General features: G+C 41.4%; 13 protein-coding genes, 1 tRNA gene and 1 pseudogene. 1 reads left to right on the top strand and 14 read right to left on the bottom strand.

All coding sequences use genetic code 11. The features are described from left to right. Nucleotides 1–226: 226 nt before the first annotated feature. Nucleotides 227–1,651 (bottom strand): Na+/H+ antiporter family protein, encoded by a 1,425-nt coding sequence (locus ACINWC141_RS16140; RefSeq protein WP_009393044.1) that lies wholly within the window; start codon nucleotides 1,649–1,651, stop codon nucleotides 227–229. Between the two features lie 101 nt (nucleotides 1,652–1,752). Next, on the bottom strand, nucleotides 1,753–2,631 hold the full coding sequence (locus ACINWC141_RS16135; RefSeq protein WP_081400194.1) for an alpha/beta fold hydrolase: 879 nt from the start codon (nucleotides 2,629–2,631) through the stop codon (nucleotides 1,753–1,755). 117 nt (nucleotides 2,632–2,748) lie between these two features. On the opposite strand from ACINWC141_RS16135, the gene ACINWC141_RS16130 reads away from it, so the two are divergent. After that, complete coding sequence (locus tag ACINWC141_RS16130) at nucleotides 2,749–3,234, top strand: DUF4442 domain-containing protein (RefSeq protein WP_034678968.1); 486 nt, start codon at nucleotides 2,749–2,751, stop codon at nucleotides 3,232–3,234. A gap of 46 nt (nucleotides 3,235–3,280) precedes the next feature. On the opposite strand, the gene ACINWC141_RS16125 is transcribed toward ACINWC141_RS16130, so the two are convergent. The 12 genes and pseudogenes from ACINWC141_RS16125 to tuf all read right to left on the bottom strand — a co-directional run bounded on the left by ACINWC141_RS16125 (nucleotide 3,281) and on the right by tuf (nucleotide 17,928). Further along, nucleotides 3,281–3,637 (bottom strand): hypothetical protein, encoded by a 357-nt coding sequence (locus ACINWC141_RS16125; RefSeq protein WP_034678966.1) that lies wholly within the window; start codon nucleotides 3,635–3,637, stop codon nucleotides 3,281–3,283. 216 nt (nucleotides 3,638–3,853) lie between these two features. Continuing rightward, complete coding sequence (locus ACINWC141_RS16120; protein WP_005301737.1) at nucleotides 3,854–4,219, bottom strand: hypothetical protein; 366 nt, start codon at nucleotides 4,217–4,219, stop codon at nucleotides 3,854–3,856. 176 nt (nucleotides 4,220–4,395) lie between these two features. Then, nucleotides 4,396–8,589 (bottom strand): DNA-directed RNA polymerase subunit beta', encoded by a 4,194-nt coding sequence (gene rpoC / locus ACINWC141_RS16115; RefSeq protein ID WP_009393136.1) that lies wholly within the window; start codon nucleotides 8,587–8,589, stop codon nucleotides 4,396–4,398. Nucleotides 8,590–8,675: 86 nt separating this feature from the next. Next, nucleotides 8,676–12,764, bottom strand: coding sequence for a DNA-directed RNA polymerase subunit beta (rpoB, locus tag ACINWC141_RS16110; protein WP_009392999.1), 4,089 nt, complete (start codon nucleotides 12,762–12,764; stop codon nucleotides 8,676–8,678). Between the two features lie 305 nt (nucleotides 12,765–13,069). Next, the gene (rplL, locus tag ACINWC141_RS16105) at nucleotides 13,070–13,438 is read right to left on the bottom strand and encodes a 50S ribosomal protein L7/L12 (RefSeq protein WP_009393209.1); all 369 of its coding nucleotides are present in this window, start codon (nucleotides 13,436–13,438) and stop codon (nucleotides 13,070–13,072) included. 48 nt (nucleotides 13,439–13,486) lie between these two features. After that, complete coding sequence (rplJ, locus tag ACINWC141_RS16100; protein WP_009393103.1) at nucleotides 13,487–13,993, bottom strand: 50S ribosomal protein L10; 507 nt, start codon at nucleotides 13,991–13,993, stop codon at nucleotides 13,487–13,489. 314 nt (nucleotides 13,994–14,307) lie between these two features. Further along, complete coding sequence (rplA, locus tag ACINWC141_RS16095) at nucleotides 14,308–15,003, bottom strand: 50S ribosomal protein L1 (protein ID WP_004795104.1); 696 nt, start codon at nucleotides 15,001–15,003, stop codon at nucleotides 14,308–14,310. Nucleotides 15,004–15,006: 3 nt separating this feature from the next. Next, nucleotides 15,007–15,435 (bottom strand): 50S ribosomal protein L11, encoded by a 429-nt coding sequence (rplK, locus tag ACINWC141_RS16090; RefSeq protein WP_001074682.1) that lies wholly within the window; start codon nucleotides 15,433–15,435, stop codon nucleotides 15,007–15,009. Between the two features lie 109 nt (nucleotides 15,436–15,544). Beyond that, nucleotides 15,545–16,078 (bottom strand): transcription termination/antitermination protein NusG, encoded by a 534-nt coding sequence (gene nusG, locus ACINWC141_RS16085; protein ID WP_003654499.1) that lies wholly within the window; start codon nucleotides 16,076–16,078, stop codon nucleotides 15,545–15,547. Between the two features lie 7 nt (nucleotides 16,079–16,085). Beyond that, a complete protein-coding gene (secE, locus tag ACINWC141_RS16080) occupies nucleotides 16,086–16,526 on the bottom strand; it encodes a preprotein translocase subunit SecE (protein ID WP_009393035.1) in 441 nt (146 codons plus the stop codon). Between the two features lie 76 nt (nucleotides 16,527–16,602). After that, nucleotides 16,603–16,678, bottom strand: a tRNA-Trp gene (locus ACINWC141_RS16075). A gap of 60 nt (nucleotides 16,679–16,738) precedes the next feature. Continuing rightward, nucleotides 16,739–17,928: pseudogene (tuf, locus tag ACINWC141_RS16070) on the bottom strand (elongation factor Tu). Nucleotide 17,929 lies beyond the last annotated feature (1 nt).

Raw genomic sequence — 17,929 nt, 5'->3', positions numbered from 1 at the left:
TTAAATAAAATTATATATTAACCAACTATTTTAATTGGTTTTAAAACCAACCATATTAATCAAGATTATTTTATATTACCAACCATTTTAATATACTTTATAATTCTGAGTATTTTAATATAATTTATTTTAAATACATGTTTTACTTAGGCAATAAAAAACCTTCTTAATTTAAACCTAAAGATTATTATTAAGAAGGTTAATCATTTAATATTTTATAAAAAACTTATAAAACCATTGCAGCAATCCAGCCAAAAATTAATAGCGGAATATTAAAGTGAATAAAGGTAGGTACAACCGTATCCCAAATATGATCATGTTGACCATCTACACCTAAACCAGCTGTTGGCCCTAAGGTTGAGTCAGAAGCTGGTGAGCCTGCATCACCTAATGCTGCTGCAGTCCCAATAAGGGCAATCGTCGCTAAGGGTGAGAAACCAAACTGCACACATAAAGGCACATAAATAACAGCAAGTACAGGCACACTTGAGAAAGACGAACCAATACCAATCGTGACAAATAAACCAATACAAAGCATTAAGAAAGCTGCAAGTGCACGATTGTCTCCAATAATCTCGACTACACCCTTCACTAGCTGATTAATATCTCCTGTATGCGTCATTACCGATGCGAAGCCCGCAGCAGAAATCATAATGAAACCTACTAAGGCCATCATCCGCATGCCTTGTACAAAGACATCATCTGCATCTTGCCACTTAAAAATTCCGGCGGTAGATAGAACAGCAAAACCGACTAAACCACCCAAAATCATTGAACCAGAATAGAGCTGTGCAGCGAGTGTCAAGCCAATTGCAAGCAATGCCATATAGATCGTTTTCTTTGCAATCACGGGCGCTTGCTCTGCCTCATGCTTTAACTCTTCAGCATCTGCTTTTAAGTCAGCTGTTTCAACTTGAGTAGTGGCGCGAAGGGGTTTATCCAAATCAATCGTTGTAGTTGGTGTAATAGCGCGATCGGCATAAATTCTTGGTTTACGGTAGCTAATAAATACAGCAACCAAAGTACCTAAAACCATTCCTAAAACTGGAATAGCCATGCCAATTGACATCATGCCACGTTCTACATGCAAGCCGTACGCTGCGCCAACTTTGTTGATATTTCCCATCAAAATCTGTTCAAGGAAAATTGCACCAAACCCAACCGGAAGAAAAATATAAGTTCCGACCAAACCTAGCGTAAGCACACACGCTGCTGCGCGACGGTCTAACTTTAAATGGTTCATTACCCGTAATAATGGCGGAACAAGTACAGGAATAAAGGCAATATGAACTGGAATAAGATTCTGAGAGAAAATAGCAGCAATCAGTAAAATACCTAATAGTAGATATTTCACTTTAGTTTCGCGGCTTTTCCCCGCTTCCATTCCCAACAAACCAATCAGTTTATGAGCAAGTAAATCAGGTAAACCAGATTTTGAAAGTGCCAAGGCAAACGCTCCTAACACAGCATAGGCAAGTGCAACTTCAGCACCATCGCCAAGACCAGCGTTAAAGGCATCAACGGTTTGAGAAAGGCTTAAACCTGCTACGAGGCCGCCTACAATGGCAGAAACCACTAAAGTCAGTACGACAGAAACGCGAGCCAGTGATAATAGAAACATCACTGCAATCGCAATAACGACAGCATTCATGAATAAATTCAGAGCAAAACAAAAGGCGACATTCTATCAGATTCAGATCTATGAAGCCGAAAATATCGCCGAATTAACTATTTTATGCAGTCACTCAATGATTAAGCTTGAGCCTTAATAAACTGATGAATATGATCTGCAATTTTCGCGGGCTCACTTAGAATTGCCCAGTGATTTGCTTCAAGCTCTACATATTCAAATTTTTCTGCCCACTTTGGCAGAGCCTCAGTAATATATTCAGGGCTCACAAAAGTATCATATTTTAAAATAACTGCTTTGACTGGGCACTGTGCATAACGTTGACGTGGGCCAGTTAAGCGAGGAATAAAATTCGCCCGATATAAATTAATGCCATATTTACCATCTGCATTAATATTATTATTTAAGGGTAAATTATTTTTTCTCTCTAACTGAGTCAGGACTTTCCCCCATTTTTCAGGGCTAAAAAGAGACCAAACTGTTGGGGCTAGTAATGGAAGATGGAATGCACCGATATACCAAGACTTCGTTAATATTTTTAAAACATGGCTTGGTGCAGATTTAAATTTGTCACGTAAAAATAAAGCAGCATGATCAAGACAGGGTCCTGAAATTGTTGTATAGGATAATAATCGCCCTTTAAACTTAGGTTCTGTTGCCGACTCCCAAGATTGTATTGAACCCCAATCGTGTGCAGCCATGTGAAATTGACGATTTGGTAATAATTCATCAACGACTTCTTGTAAGTCTAGAGATAAACGTTCTAAACGGTAATCACGTATACGTTTTGGTATAGACGACAAACCCGCCCCTCGTACATCATAAGTGACAATGTAAAAGTCATTGATTAAATATTCAATGATTGATTCCCATACTTCCTGATTATCAGGATAACCATGTACTAAAACCAACGGTGTATTTTTTTCGTCGCCCCATGTCTTGGCACAAAGTGTTTGTTGGTCACTTGTTGTTACTGTATGAACTTTTGGCTGCATAATCATTTCCTATCTTGTTTTTCAATCGATCATGTCGTTAGTCGGATAGAGCATTGCCATCAATATAAAAAAGATGATACTTATCTAGTATGAATACTGTTTCAATAAAAAAAATTGACTATTATGGCTATTTTCAGAAGACTTCAGAACAATCCTACGATTTCAAAATTCCTATTTAATCACTACCCACCTTATCGAGGAGCAGGGATTTATATTGAAATCATGAATTTAGAACTTTGTCATGTACGTGTAAAAATGCCTTTGACTTGGAAAAACCAAAATTTGGTCGGAACGCATTTTGGGGGCAGCCTTTATTCAATGGTTGATCCATTTTACATGATGATTTTGCTGCATCATCTCGGATCAAAATATATTGTTTGGGATAAAGCTGCTGAAATTAATTTTCTTTCCCCTGGTCGAAGTACTGTGCATGCAGATATTCGAGTAGATTTAGCTGAGATTGAGCAAATACGTGAGCTTGCCGAAAACTACGAACCTGTTTTAAGAACATATCATCTAAACATTTTTGATGAATCGGGGGTGAGAATTGCCGAAGTTAAAAAAACACTTTATATCAGACGTAAAAAAGCCAAACCTTTCCCCCAATAAAAATAAGCGCTGAAAAAGCGCTTATTTTTATTCAAACTATAAATTTTTATTTCTTCTCTTCAATAGCAGCGCCAGCGCCACCACCAATCGCACCGCCAATTGCAGCACCAGAGTCACCACCCAATATTGCTTTACCTACTACAGAACCGATACCAGCTCCGATCGCACTTTTCGTAGTGGTTTGCTTACTACCACCTTGGGTATTTGAACCAACACCAGCACCTACTGCTGCACCTAAGCCTGCGCCAACACCACCACCTACATGGTTACCTAGTCCGCCACCAAGTGCTCCACCCGCTGCTGCTGCCCCAATACGCTGGTCAGATGGGCTCATATTTTGACAGCCTGTAAACATAAGGGTAGACAACATTAAAGCAGAAACTAATCCAATTGTTTTTTTCATGACCGTACTCACTACTACCTGTCCTAATAAAAAGAATAATCCTCTTTTATGAGGAATTTGATCAGATTGTGTTATTCATCTGTCCTAATCGATAGATATTTTGTAAAGCTCTTCTATTTATTATAATTAAGCAAAATTTCAAAGATAAAAGCGGTCAAAAAAGAAGTCTTTACTAAGATAAAGACTTCTATGAATTAAATATGGCTAAGGGTAATTTTAGTACTTCCCTTTCTTCTCTTCATAAGCTGCGCCCGCACTACCACCAAGTGCTCCACCTGTAGCAGCACCAGCGTCGCCACCAATGATTGCGCCACCTAACACCGCACCAACCCCAGCACCAATTGCACTATTACGCACTGTTTTACTACTAGATCCTTTTGCATTGGCTGCAACACCAGCACCAAGTGCCGCTCCTAAACCTGCACCGATATTACCACCCACATGTTTCCCTACAGCACCACCTGCACCACCACCAATCGCAGCTGAACCAATACGTTTACTTTCTGGGCTTGCATTCTGGCAACCAACAAATAAAGTTGTTGACATCAGGCCAACACTTACAATCATCATCATTTTTTTCATTAGATTTACTCCAGTCCTCAGAAGTTTGTAGCCTAATCTGTTTTTGTGGAGTGTTTATCCCGCTTAAGTAATAAAATAATGGCTCTTTAATATATTTATGTAATTACCACTTTTAATTGTTATTGGTACATATAAAAAAAGGCACCCTGAGGTGCCTTTTTAGTGCCAGTCTAAACTTAGAACTGTTCTGAGTTTAACGCTTGGCTGAATGCTTGGTCTACTTCACTGAAGTCATTATGAAGTTCATGCTCAGCAGCTTCTGCTTCTTGACGACGACGTTCTAAGTGGTATGCAAGACCAGTACCAGCTGGAATCAAACGACCCACTACAACGTTTTCTTTCAAGCCACGTAAATCATCTTCTTTACCTGTTACAGCCGCTTCAGTTAACACACGAGTTGTTTCCTGGAACGATGCAGCAGAGATGAACGAGTCAGTAGAAAGCGATGCTTTCGTAATACCCATTAATTGACGTTCAAACTTCGCAGGGAACTTGTTCTGAGCCAAGACAGCTTGGTTCTCTTGAACAACGCGGATGTAATCCACTTGCTCGCCTTTAATAAAGCTTGTATCGCCACCATCAGTGATATCAACTTTACGCAACATTTGACGTACGATAACTTCAATATGTTTGTCGTTGATTTTTACACCTTGGAGACGGTATACGTCTTGAACTTCGTTCACGATGTAGTTAGTTAATGCAACTTCACCTTTCAAACGTAAGATGTCATGCGGGTTCTGTGGACCATCAGAAATAGTCTCACCACGGTTCACATGCTCGCCTTCGAACACGTTGATTTGACGCCATTTTGGAATCAACTCTTCGTAAATCTCAGAACCATCATCAGGAGTAATCACTAAACGGTTTTTACCTTTAGTCTCTTTACCGAAGCTTACAACACCTGAAACTTCTGCAAGAATCGCATGCTCTTTCGGTTTACGTGCTTCGAACAAGTCAGCTACACGCGGTAGACCACCGGTAATATCACGAGTACGTGATGTTTCTTGTGGTACACGACCAATAACGTCACCCACACCAATCGTTTCGCCATCGCGAACAGTTACGATTGTGTTTTGTGGCAAGAAGTAGAACTGTTCGCCGCCATCTGTTGTATCCAACACGATTGCAGGACGTAAATCTTTACCAGAAGCAGGACGAGCTGTTACAGGTAAGATTTCAACGGTAGTCATACCAGTTGCATCATCAGTTTTTGATGTTGCAGTTACGCCATCAGCAATTTGGCTGAAACGTGCTTTACCAGCAACTTCTGTAACAAGTGGATGTGTATGCGGATCCCAAGTCGCCACAATACCGCCAGCTTCTACAGATTCACCATCTTTCAACAAGATGCTTGCACCGTAAGGAAGTTTATAGCGCTCGCGTTCACGACCTAAATCATCGGCAATACCAATTTCACCTGAACGAGAAACTGAAACCAAGTGACCTTTTGCATGTTGTACAGTTTTCACGTTATGGAAACGTACAGTACCTTTGTTACGTACTTGAACACTGTTTGCAGCAGAAGTTCGGCTCGCAGCACCACCCACGTGGAACGTACGCATTGTTAACTGTGTACCTGGTTCACCAATAGACTGTGCAGCCATTACACCAACTGACTCACCTGGGTTCACCAAGTGACCACGTGCAAGGTCACGGCCATAACATCTAGCACATACACCAAAAGCAGATTCACAAGCAATTACTGAACGTACTTTGACTTCATCGACACCCGCCTCTTCAAGATGAGCTGCGATTTTTTCGTCAATTAACGTACCACGAGGTAATACAACTTCATCATCTGATGCACGACGTACATCTTCAGCTGTTACACGACCCAATACACGGTCACGTAATGGCTCGATAACATCGCCACCTTGAATGAATGGAGTCATTACCAAACCACCCGCTGTACCACAGTCAGGCTCGGTAATTACTAAATCTTGCGCTACGTCTACAAGACGACGTGTCAAGTAACCAGAGTTCGCAGTTTTTAATGCTGTATCGGCCAAACCTTTACGCGCACCGTGTGTTGAAATGAAGTACTGAAGTACTGTCAAACCTTCACGGAAGTTCGCTTTAATCGGTGTTTCGATAATCGAACCATCCGGTTTTGCCATCAAGCCACGCATACCAGCAAGCTGACGAATCTGTGCCGCACTACCACGGGCACCAGAGTCAGACATCATATAGATGCTGTTAAATGATTTTTGCTTCTCGTCTTCACCTTGTTTGTTTTTCACAAGTGTATAAGACAAGTTATCCATCATCGCTTTAGCAACTTGGTCGTTTGTACGCGCCCAGATATCGACAACTTTGTTATAACGCTCACCAGCAGTTACGAAACCTTGTTCGAACTGTTGTTCGATTTCACGAACTTCTGTTTCTGCTTTATCAATAATTGTGTGCTTAGTAGGTGGAATGAGCATGTCTTCCATACCTACAGATACACCTGAACGAGTCGCTTGACGGAAGCCCAAGTACATTAATTGGTCAGCAAAGATAACGGTATCTTTCAAACCAAGTTTACGGTAGCAAGAGTTGATTAACTTCGAGATATTCTTTTTAGTCATCTCAAGGTTGATCATGTCAAAGCTTAAGCCTTGTGGAACAACTTCCCAAAGCAAACAACGACCTGGTGTCGTATCAACAATAATAGTTCCGTGTTCACGTTCACCATTTTCATTGATAACAGTTTGATGTACACGTACTTTAACACGAGCATGAATCGCAACTTGACCAGTTGCAAGTGCACGGTTTACTTCGTGAGTATCAGCAAACACCATGCCTTCGCCTTTAGCATTTACTGCATCACGCGTGATGTAGTAAAGACCCAAGACAACGTCCTGAGAAGGAACGATGATCGGCTCACCATTCGCTGGTGACAAGATGTTGTTTGTTGACATCATCAATGCACGAGCTTCTAACTGTGCTTCAAGTGTCAATGGAACGTGTACCGCCATTTGGTCACCATCGAAGTCGGCGTTAAACGCAGCACAAACGAGTGGGTGAAGACGGATTGCCTTACCTTCAATAAGAATAGGTTCAAATGCTTGAAGACCTAAACGGTGAAGTGTTGGCGCACGGTTCAACATTACTGGATGTTGACGAATTACAGAAGCAAGAACGTCCCAAACTTCTGGAGTCTCGCGCTCAACCATTTTCTTCGCAGCTTTAATGGTTGTTGCTTGACCTGAAGCTTGTAGTTTCGCAAAAATAAATGGTTTGAATAATTCAAGTGCCATTTTTTTCGGAAGACCACATTGGTGAAGACGTAAAGTAGGACCTACAGTAATTACCGAACGACCAGAATAGTCAACACGCTTACCAAGTAAGTTCTGACGGAAACGACCTTGTTTACCTTTGATCATATCTGCCAAAGATTTTAATGGACGCTTGTTAGAACCGGTAATTGCACGACCACGACGACCGTTATCAAGCAATGCATCTACAGACTCTTGTAACATACGTTTTTCGTTACGTACGATAATGTCTGGTGCTGCAAGATCAAGAAGACGCTTCAAACGGTTGTTACGGTTAATGACACGACGATATAAATCGTTCAAGTCAGAAGTCGCGAAACGACCACCTTCAAGTGGAACTAATGGACGTAAATCAGGTGGAAGTACAGGAAGTACATTCATCACCATCCATTCTGGCTTGTTGTTTGAATCGTTGAATGCTTCCATCAATTTCAAGCGCTTAGACGCTTTTTTCAACTTCGTTTCAGAAGTTGTTTGAGGAATTTCTTCACGTAAACGTGCGATTTCAGCTTCAAGATCGATATCTTTTAATAAGTCCTGAATCGCTTCTGCACCCATTTTCGCAGTGAATTCATCACCGTGCTCTTCAAGTGCATTGAAGTATTCTTCGTCTGTTAAAAGTTGATACTTTTCAAACGGAGTCATACCAGGATCAGTTACAACGTATGATTCGAAATACAATACGCGTTCGATATCACGAAGTGTCATATCAAGTAATAAACCGATACGAGATGGTAACGATTTTAAGAACCAGATATGTGCAACTGGAGAAGCGAGTTCAATGTGACCCATACGTTCACGACGAACTTTCGCTGTAGTTACTTCAACGCCACATTTTTCACAAATGACGCCTTTGTATTTCATACGCTTGTATTTACCACACAAGCATTCGTAATCTTTTACTGGACCAAAAATTTTGGCACAGAACAAACCATCACGTTCTGGTTTAAACGTACGGTAGTTAATTGTCTCAGGTTTTTTAACTTCACCATGAGACCATGACTTAATCATTTCTGGTGACGCAAGACCAATACGGATACGGTCAAACTCAATTGGTGCATGACCATCTGAGTCCGTTTTCTTACGCATGATATCGAGCAAGTCTTTCAATTTTTTTCTCCGTGTGTCGGGAAGCAACGCTTACCCGACTGGGTCACAAATATTGTTTTTTCCTAAAAAATCGTGAGTCTTACGACTTAGTCACCATTTTTCAGTTCAATGTTGATACCTAAAGAACGGATCTCTTTGGTCAATACGTTGAACGATTCAGGCATACCCGGATCCATATAATGGTTACCATCTACAATATTCTTATAGATGCGTGTACGACCTTCAACGTCATCCGACTTAACAGTTAACATCTCTTGAAGAGTATATGCTGCGCCGTAAGCTTCGAGTGCCCAGACCTCCATCTCACCGAAACGCTGACCACCGAACTGTGCTTTACCACCAAGCGGTTGCTGTGTAACAAGTGAGTAAGAACCAGTTGAACGCGCATGCATTTTGTCATCAACCAAGTGGTTCAATTTGAGCATGTACATGTAACCTACAGTTACAGGACGATCAAACTGTTCACCCGTACGACCATCAAACAATACTGTTTGACCAGTACGTGAAATGTCAGCTAATTCAAGTAAGTCTTTAATTTGGCTTTCTTCAGCACCATCAAATACAGGAGTAGCTAAAGGCACACCAGCACGTAAGTTGCCAGAAAGAGCTAAAACTTCAGCATCAGTTAAGCTATCAAGATCTTCTTGCTCGCCACCGACTTTGTTATAAATCTTGTCTAAGAATTCGCGAAGTTCTAAAACTGTACGCTGTTCTTTCAACATTTTTTCGATTTTATCGCCAAGCCCTTTAGCCGCCATACCCAAGTGAGTCTCAAGAATCTGACCCACGTTCATACGAGATGGTACACCCAATGGGTTCAATACGATATCTACTGGTACACCGTTCGCATCGTGTGGCATATCTTCAACAGGTAAAATGTTAGATACAACACCTTTGTTACCGTGACGACCAGCCATTTTATCACCAGGCTGAATGCGACGTTTAACTGCTAGATAAACTTTAACAACTTTAAGAACGCCTGTTGTTAATTCATCACCAGTCGAAAGCTTACGTTTCTTCTCTGCAAACTTCTCATCAATTTCAGCGCTCTTCTCTTTCAAGAACACTTGAATTTGAGATAAACGTTCAGCAATTGCTTCGTCTGTAGGTTGGATTTCAAGTAAGTCAACAAGCTCTAAACCAGATAGCATATCTTCAACGAGCTTGTCGCCACGTTTAGTCGAACCACCACCGTTAGACTCTTGGCCTTTAAGCAAACGAATTACACGCTCTCGAGCTGCTTCTTCAAAGATCTTGTATTCTTCTTTCAAGTCTTTACGGTAAGAGTCAAGTTGTGCTTTTTCAATTGCTAACGCACGGTCATCTTTCTCTAAGCCATCACGAGTGAAGACTTGAACATCGATAACTGTACCTTTAGTACCAGATGGAACACGTAAAGATGAGTCTTTAACGTCAGCTGCTTTCTCACCGAAGATTGCACGAAGCAATTTTTCTTCAGGAGTTAACTGAGTTTCACCTTTAGGCGTTACTTTACCAACAAGAATGTCACCCGCTGTAACTTCAGCACCGATATAAACGATACCCGATTCATCAAGTTTAGAAAGTGCAGCTTCACCTACGTTAGGAATATCCGCAGTAATTTCTTCTGCACCCAACTTAGTATCACGCGCTACACATGATAATTCTTGAATATGAATAGAAGTTAAACGGTCTTCTTGAAGTACGCGCTCAGATAACAAGATCGAGTCTTCGTAGTTGTAACCATTCCACGTCATGAACGCTACACGCATGTTTTGACCAAGCGCAAGCTCACCCATATCTGTTGATGGACCGTCTGCCAAAATGTCACCGCGAGCAACTTTGTCGCCCAAATTCACGATAATATTTTGGTTAATACAAGTGTTTTGGTTAGAACGTGTATATTTAATGAGGTTGTAAATATCTACACCAGCCTCACCTGCAATCATTTCATCTTCGTTTACACGAATAACGATACGAGAAGCATCTACATATTCAATCGCACCACCACGGTTTGCGATCACACATACACCCGAGTCACGAGCAACGTTCGCTTCCATACCTGTACCTACAAGCGGTTTATCCGCACGTAGAGTAGGAACTGCCTGACGTTGCATGTTTGAACCCATTAATGCACGGTTCGCATCATCGTGTTCAAGGAATGGAATAAGCGAAGCAGCTACAGATACAACCTGCTGTGCAGATACATCCATATGCGTCACTTTTTCAGGTGGCATACGTACAAATTCACCTTGATGACGAACAGAAACAAAATCTTCTGTTAAGTTACCATCTTTATCTACAGCAGAATCGGCCTGTGCAATAACAGTACCTACTTCTTCAATAGCAGAAAGGTATTCAACTTCATCAGTTACTCGGCCATCTACCACTTTACGGTAAGGTGTTTCCAAGAAACCAAAATCATTTGCTTTTGCATAAACAGAAAGCGAGTTGATCAAACCAATGTTTGGACCTTCCGGTGTTTCAATTGGACATACACGACCATAGTGAGTTTGATGTACGTCACGTACTTCAAAGCCCGCACGTTCACGCGTTAAACCACCCGGGCCAAGCGCTGAAACACGACGTTTATGTGTAATCTCAGATAATGGGTTGTTTTGATCCATGAACTGAGACAATTGGCTTGAACCAAAGAATTCTTTGATCGCAGCTGCAACTGGTTTCGCGTTAATGAGATCTTGCGGAGATAAATTATCTGTTTCTGCTTGGCTTAAACGTTCTTTAACAGCACGTTCAACACGAACCAAACCAACACGGAATTGGTTTTCAGTCATTTCACCAACAGAACGTACACGACGGTTACCCAAGTGATCGATATCATCGACTTCACCTTTACCGTTACGGATTTCAACTAATGTACGTAATACATCGATGATATCTTCGTGCGATAAAATACCTTCTACTTCACGTGACTTCTGGTCAGTACCAACTTCGTATGGACGACCCAAACGACGGTTGAATTTCATACGACCTACTGGAGATAAGTCATAACGTTCAGAAGAGAAGAATAAGTTATTAAATAAGTTTTCAGCAGCTTCTTTTGTTGGCGGCTCGCCTGGACGCATTACTTTATAGATTTCAACTAATGCTTCTTCACGACCAGATGTTGTGTCAGCACGTAATGAGTCAGCAACAAATGAACCACGGTCAATATCGTTCGTAAACAAGATATTGAACTGTTTAACACCACCTTCTGCCAGTTTCACCATAACTTCATGGCTTAACAATGTATTTGCAGGAATCACGTCACCATTACGTAAAGTAATATCTTCGGCAGTGATACGCTCATACAGGTACTCATCAGGAACTGATAGCTTAGCTAAACCAGAAGCTTCCATTTGACGTACGTGACGTGCATTAATACGTTTACCTTGCTCAACAATAATTTTACCGTCATTGTCAGCAATATCAAATTGCGCCATTTCGCCACGCAGACGATCTGGAACGAGGTCAATTTGATAGCTACCCATATCAAGATATACAGGAACTTTCTCATAGAACAAATTCAAGATTTGTTCATTGTTATAACCCAATGCACGCAACACAACAGTTGCTAATAATTTACGACGACGGTCGATACGTACATAAACTAAATCTTTTGCATCAAATTCAAAATCTAACCATGAACCACGGTAAGGAATAATACGTGCAGAATAAAGTACTTTACCACTTGAATGTGTTTTGCCTTTATCGTGATCGAAGAACACACCAGGTGAACGGTGTAATTGAGATACAATTACACGCTCAGTACCATTGATTACAAAGGTACCATTGTCAGTCATGAGTGGCATTTCACCCATGTAGACTTCTTGTTCACGTACGTCTTTAATAGATTTAGTTTCGCGATCTTTAATAATCAAACGAATTTTTACGCGCATTGGTGCCGCATAAGTCGAACCACGTAAAATACATTCACGCACATCAAACTCAGGCTTACCAAGGCTATACTCAACAAATTCTAAAGCAGCATTGCCAGAATAACTTTCTATAGGAAAAACTGAACGAAATGCGGCTTGGAGACCGATATCTTCGCGGTTTTTTGGGGATTTGCCACCTTGCAAGAACGTTCTATACGAGTCGACCTGAATCGAAAGTAAGTACGGTGCTTCCATTACTTGGGGCAATTTACCAAAATTCTTACGGATCCGTTTCTTTTCGGTATATGAGTATGCCATCTGGAGTCCTCGGAAAGTAAACCAAGCCCGCCTGCAGAACGGGCTCAGAAGGAATTACACAGGCCGATATGGCCACCACTGTTTACAAATGCTGCAATTTTTAGTGGTATTAAAACGCTTAACAATATTTTTTAAAAAGAAAAATATTGGTAAACATTTGAAATTACTTCAATTATTCTGAAATATAACAGTTATTGTACAGAACAAACAAAAATCGAGCCGATTATTGTAACGCAAAAAGGCTGATGACCCAAGAGCCATCAGCCATTTTATGGAGCCGATTTAAAAACCGACTCCTTTTACAATTACTTAAGTGTAACTGTAGCACCAGCTTCTTCAAGTTTCTTCTTAAGTTCTTCGCCTTCTTCTTTAGAAATGCCTTCTTTAAGAACTTGTGGAGCACCTTCAACTAGGTCTTTAGCTTCTTTAAGACCAAGGCCAGTTGCTTCACGAACTGCTTTAATTACAGCTACTTTGTTAGCACCAAAAGAAGTCAACTCAACGTTGAATTCAGTTTGTTCTTCAGCAGCAGCAGCGCCAGCAGCAGGAGCAGCTACAGCTACAGCAGCAGCAGATACGTTGAATTTCTCTTCAAAAGCAGAAATAAGTTCAACAAGTTCAAGAACAGTTTTTTCAGCAACTGCGTTTAGGATTTCTTCGTTTGTTAAAGCCATGAGATTAACTCCAAATGGGTATTGAATGGTGTGGAAGTAGATTTAAGCTTAAGCAGCTTCTGACTCGTTTTTCTCTTGAAGCGCTGTAAGTAAGCGACCCAATTTCGAAATAGGAGCTTGAAGAACAGATGCGAGCATAGTAAGCGCTTTTTCTTGGTTTGGAAGATTTGCGATAACGCTAACTTCAGCACCTTGATAAAGTTTGCCGTCAAATGCAGCAGCTTTTAATTCAAATGCTTTGTTAGTTTTAGCAAATTCTTCAAACAAGCGTGCAGCTGCACCCATATCGTCTTCAGAAGTTGAGAATGCTAAGATTGTTGGGCCAACAAGGTTGTCATTCAAGATTGCAAATTGCGTATCTTGAAGAGCACGTTTAGCCAAAGTGTTACGTACAACGCGTGTAGAAACACCTAGTTTACGAGCTTCAACACGAAGAGTAGTTAATTGCTCAACGGTTAAACCTTGATAGTCAGCAACAACGGCAGCGAACGCTGTAGAAGCAGTTTGAGCTACTTCAGCAACGATCTGTTTTTTGCTTTCAATAAGAAGAGCCATTGTAAAACCTCCTAACGGTGATTTATGTACTCAAAAAAGTACACTCCCAATTCGCAAGTCAATAAGGATTTGACTTGCACGCGGAGGAGGAATAAATCACACCACCGCGTCTACGCAGGCTGGGTTATTAAGAAGATATTCAAAAGAAGTCTCTTCGCCTGTGGTCTTTGACGCTGATAAATTTACATTTATCAATTCAAAGTCCGCCTGATGAGTGAGGAAACAAAGCAATACTTTGAATGAGTATAAAAAACCTATGATTTTTATACTCTGCCCTCAATCAGGACTTTAAAATTCTTGACCAAGTTTTAAACTTAGTTAGAAACGTTGCTTACATCAACAGTAAGACCAGGACCCATAGTTGAGCTCAAAGTGATCTTTTTGATGTATACACCTTTAGAAGTTGCAGGTTTTAACTTTTTCAAGTCAGCAACTAAAGTTTCAACGTTTTGACGGATAGCAGCAGCTTCAAAGCCTAATTGACCGATCGCAGCATGGATAATACCCGCTTTGTCTACACGGTAACGAGCCTGACCAGATTTAGCGTTTTTAACAGCATTCGCTACATCAGGAGTTACAGTACCAACTTTAGGGTTTGGCATTAAACCACGTGGACCAAGAATTGTACCGAGCTTACCAACAACACGCATAGCGTCAGGAGCAGCGATTACAACATCAAAGTCAAGGTTTCCGCCTTGAATGCTTTCAGCAAGGTCATCAAAACCTACGATGTCTGCACCAGCTTCTTTAGCAGCTTCTGCTTGCGCACCTTGAGCAAACACAGCTACACGTACAGTTTTACCAGTACCAGCAGGTAATGTAGTCGCACCACGAACAACCTGATCAGATTTACGTGGGTCTACACCAAGATTTACAGCTACATCCAAAGATTCTTTGAATTTCGCAGCAGGTAGGCTGTTAAGAACTTGCACTGCTTCTTCCAAAGTGTAAACTTTGTTTGCTTCAACAGCAGCAGCAATGGCTTTTTGACGTTTAGTTAACTTTGCCATGTCTTATAGCTCCACTTCCAAGCCCATAGAACGCGCAGAACCAGCAATGGTACGTACACGTGCGTCTAAATCAGCACCAGTTAAATCTGGTTCTTTAGTAGTCGCAATTTCTTCTAACTGAGCACGAGTCAACTTACCAACTTTAGTTTTGTTTGGTACAGATGAACCCTTTTGGATACCAGCAGCTTTCTTAAGAAGAATAGAAGCTGGAGGAGTTTTCATGATGAATGTGAACGACTTGTCGTTGTACACAGTAATCACTACAGGAATTGGAAGACCTGGTTCAACTTTTTGTGTAGCAGCATTGAATTCTTTACAGAATGCCATGATGTTTACACCACGTTGACCTAATGCAGGACCAATTGGTGGAGATGGATTTGCTTTACCAGCTGGAACTTGCAGCTTGATATAGCCGTCAATCTTCTTAGCCATTTTAAAATACCTCTGGGTACAAACGCCGCTAGGCTCCCCAATCTTTACGCAACACTACTGTTACAACAACAATGCCCGATAAAATCGGGCGCTTTTCAACCAATTAAGATTAAATCGTTTTTTCGACTTGGCGAAATTCGAGTTCAACCTGAGTTGGTCGATTAAATACATTAATCGTCAACGTTAAACGTGACTTTTCGTATTGAACTTCTTCCACCACACCTTTAAAGTCTGTGAATGGACCGTCAATAACAAGTAATTCTTCACCAGGTTCAAACATCGTCTTAGGACGTGGTGCTTCACCTGTATTACGTACACGCGCAAGAATCGCATCTGCTTCACGCTGAGTGATTGGCGCTGGTTTTTCAGGTGTACCACCGATAAAACCTAGAACCTTTGGACATTCTTTAACGATATGCCAAGTATCATCATTCATTTCCATTTCGACTAATACATAGCCAGGAAAGAATTTACGTTCAGATTTACGTTTCTTACCATCCTTCATTTCTACCACTTCTTCGGTAGGAACAAGGACATCACCAAAGCTATCAGCAACAGCGCTACGCTGGATTCGTTCTGTAAGCGAACGCAACACTTGTTTTTCATAGCCAGAGTAGGCATGAATAATGTACCAACGTTTCATAGCTCTTTTACCCGATAATCAACTTAATTAACCAACCCAAACCATAGTCAAAGCACCATAAAACCAATGATGCAACAACTACAACCAATAGAACCTGCCACGATGTCGTGACTGTTTCTTGTTTTGTTGGCCAAGTTACTCGACGCAATTCGACTCGTGCATCTTTTAGCAAACGAACGAAGCCTTTACCTTGATGGGTGGCGTATAATAAACCTAAAGCCACAACGATACAAGCAAAAATTGCCCCAACGCGCACCCAAATATTATTTGCAGGCGCCCAATACGCTGGTAAATACTGATTCACCATAATGGCTAAAAACAATAATGCAATTGCAACCACCCATAGAACAATATCTAGAGGCGAACCAGAACGAACAACTTCAGCAGAATTATTTCTTTGAGGAATTGGCGCGTCGCTCAATGCGTCACGCGATTTATCATTCGACATTTTTGTACTCGTCGTAGAACTCGCGACTTATTATATGAACAACTAAGCCAGCATCAAGCTTTTTATTTGAAAAATATGGCAGGCCAGGAGGGACTCGAACCCCCAACATTCGGTTTTGGAGACCGACGCTCTACCAATTGAACTACTGACCTATAATGCAAGTTGAGAGCCAAAGCCCTCAACCTGAGACGTAATCCGTCACTATATTATGCTTATGCAGTTACTTTCGCAACAACACCAGCACCTACAGTACGACCACCTTCACGGATCGCAAAACGTAGACCTGGGTCCATTGCGATTGGGTGGATTAATTCTACTGACATTTCAACGTTGTCGCCTGGCATAACCATTTCAACGCCGTCTTGTAATTGGATTGCGCCAGTTACGTCAGTTGTACGGAAGTAGAACTGTGGACGGTAGCCGTTAAGGAATGGAGTATGACGACCACCTTCTTCTTTAGAAAGTACGTATACTTCTGCATCGAATTTAGTGTGCGGCTTGATTGTACCTGGTTTAGCAAGTACTTTACCACGTTGTACGTCTTCACGCTTAGTACCACGAAGTAATACACCACAGTTCTCGCCTGCACGACCTTCGTCAAGAAGCTTACGGAACATTTCTACGCCAGTTACAGTTGTTTTAACTGTATCTTTAATACCAACGATCTCTACTTCTTCACCAACTTTAACGATACCAGCTTCTACACGACCAGTTACTACTGTACCACGGCCTGAGATAGAGAATACGTCTTCGATTGGCATTAAGAATGCTTTGTCGATAGCACGTTCTGGTTCTGGAATGTAAGAGTCAAGCGCTTCAACAAGAGCAAGAACTGAAGACTCACCATATTGACCAGCATCGCCTTCCAATGCTTTAAGCGCAGAACCACGGATAACTGGAGTGTCATCACCTGGGAAGTCATAAGTAGAAAGAAGTTCACGAACTTCCATTTCTACTAATTCAAGTAATTCTTCATCATCAACAAGGTCACACTTGTTCAAGAATACGATGATGTAAGGTACACCAACCTGACGAGAAAGAAGGATGTGTTCACGGTTTGTGGCATTGGACCGTCAGTCGCAGCACACACAAGGATCGCGCCGTCCATCTGAGCAGCACCAGTAATCATGTTTTTAACGTAATCGGCGTGACCTGGGCAGTCTACGTGCGCGTAGTGACGGATTGGAGAATCGTATTCTACGTGTGAAGTATTAATTGTAATACCACGTGCTTTTTCTTCAGGTGCTGAGTCGATTTGTGAGTAATCTTTCGCTTCACCGCCGTAAGTTTTTGCACAAATAGTTGCAATCGCAGCAGTTAAAGTTGTTTTACCATGGTCAACGTGACCGATTGTGCCCACGTTTACGTGTGGCTTATTACGTTCAAACTTAGCCTTAGCCATG

It is taken from the genome of Acinetobacter sp. WC-141, from assembly GCF_000313935.1.
Taxonomy (GTDB): domain Bacteria; phylum Pseudomonadota; class Gammaproteobacteria; order Pseudomonadales; family Moraxellaceae; genus Acinetobacter.
Note: the sequence above shows the minus strand (reverse complement) of the source record. Positions and strands in the feature narration are given on the sequence as shown.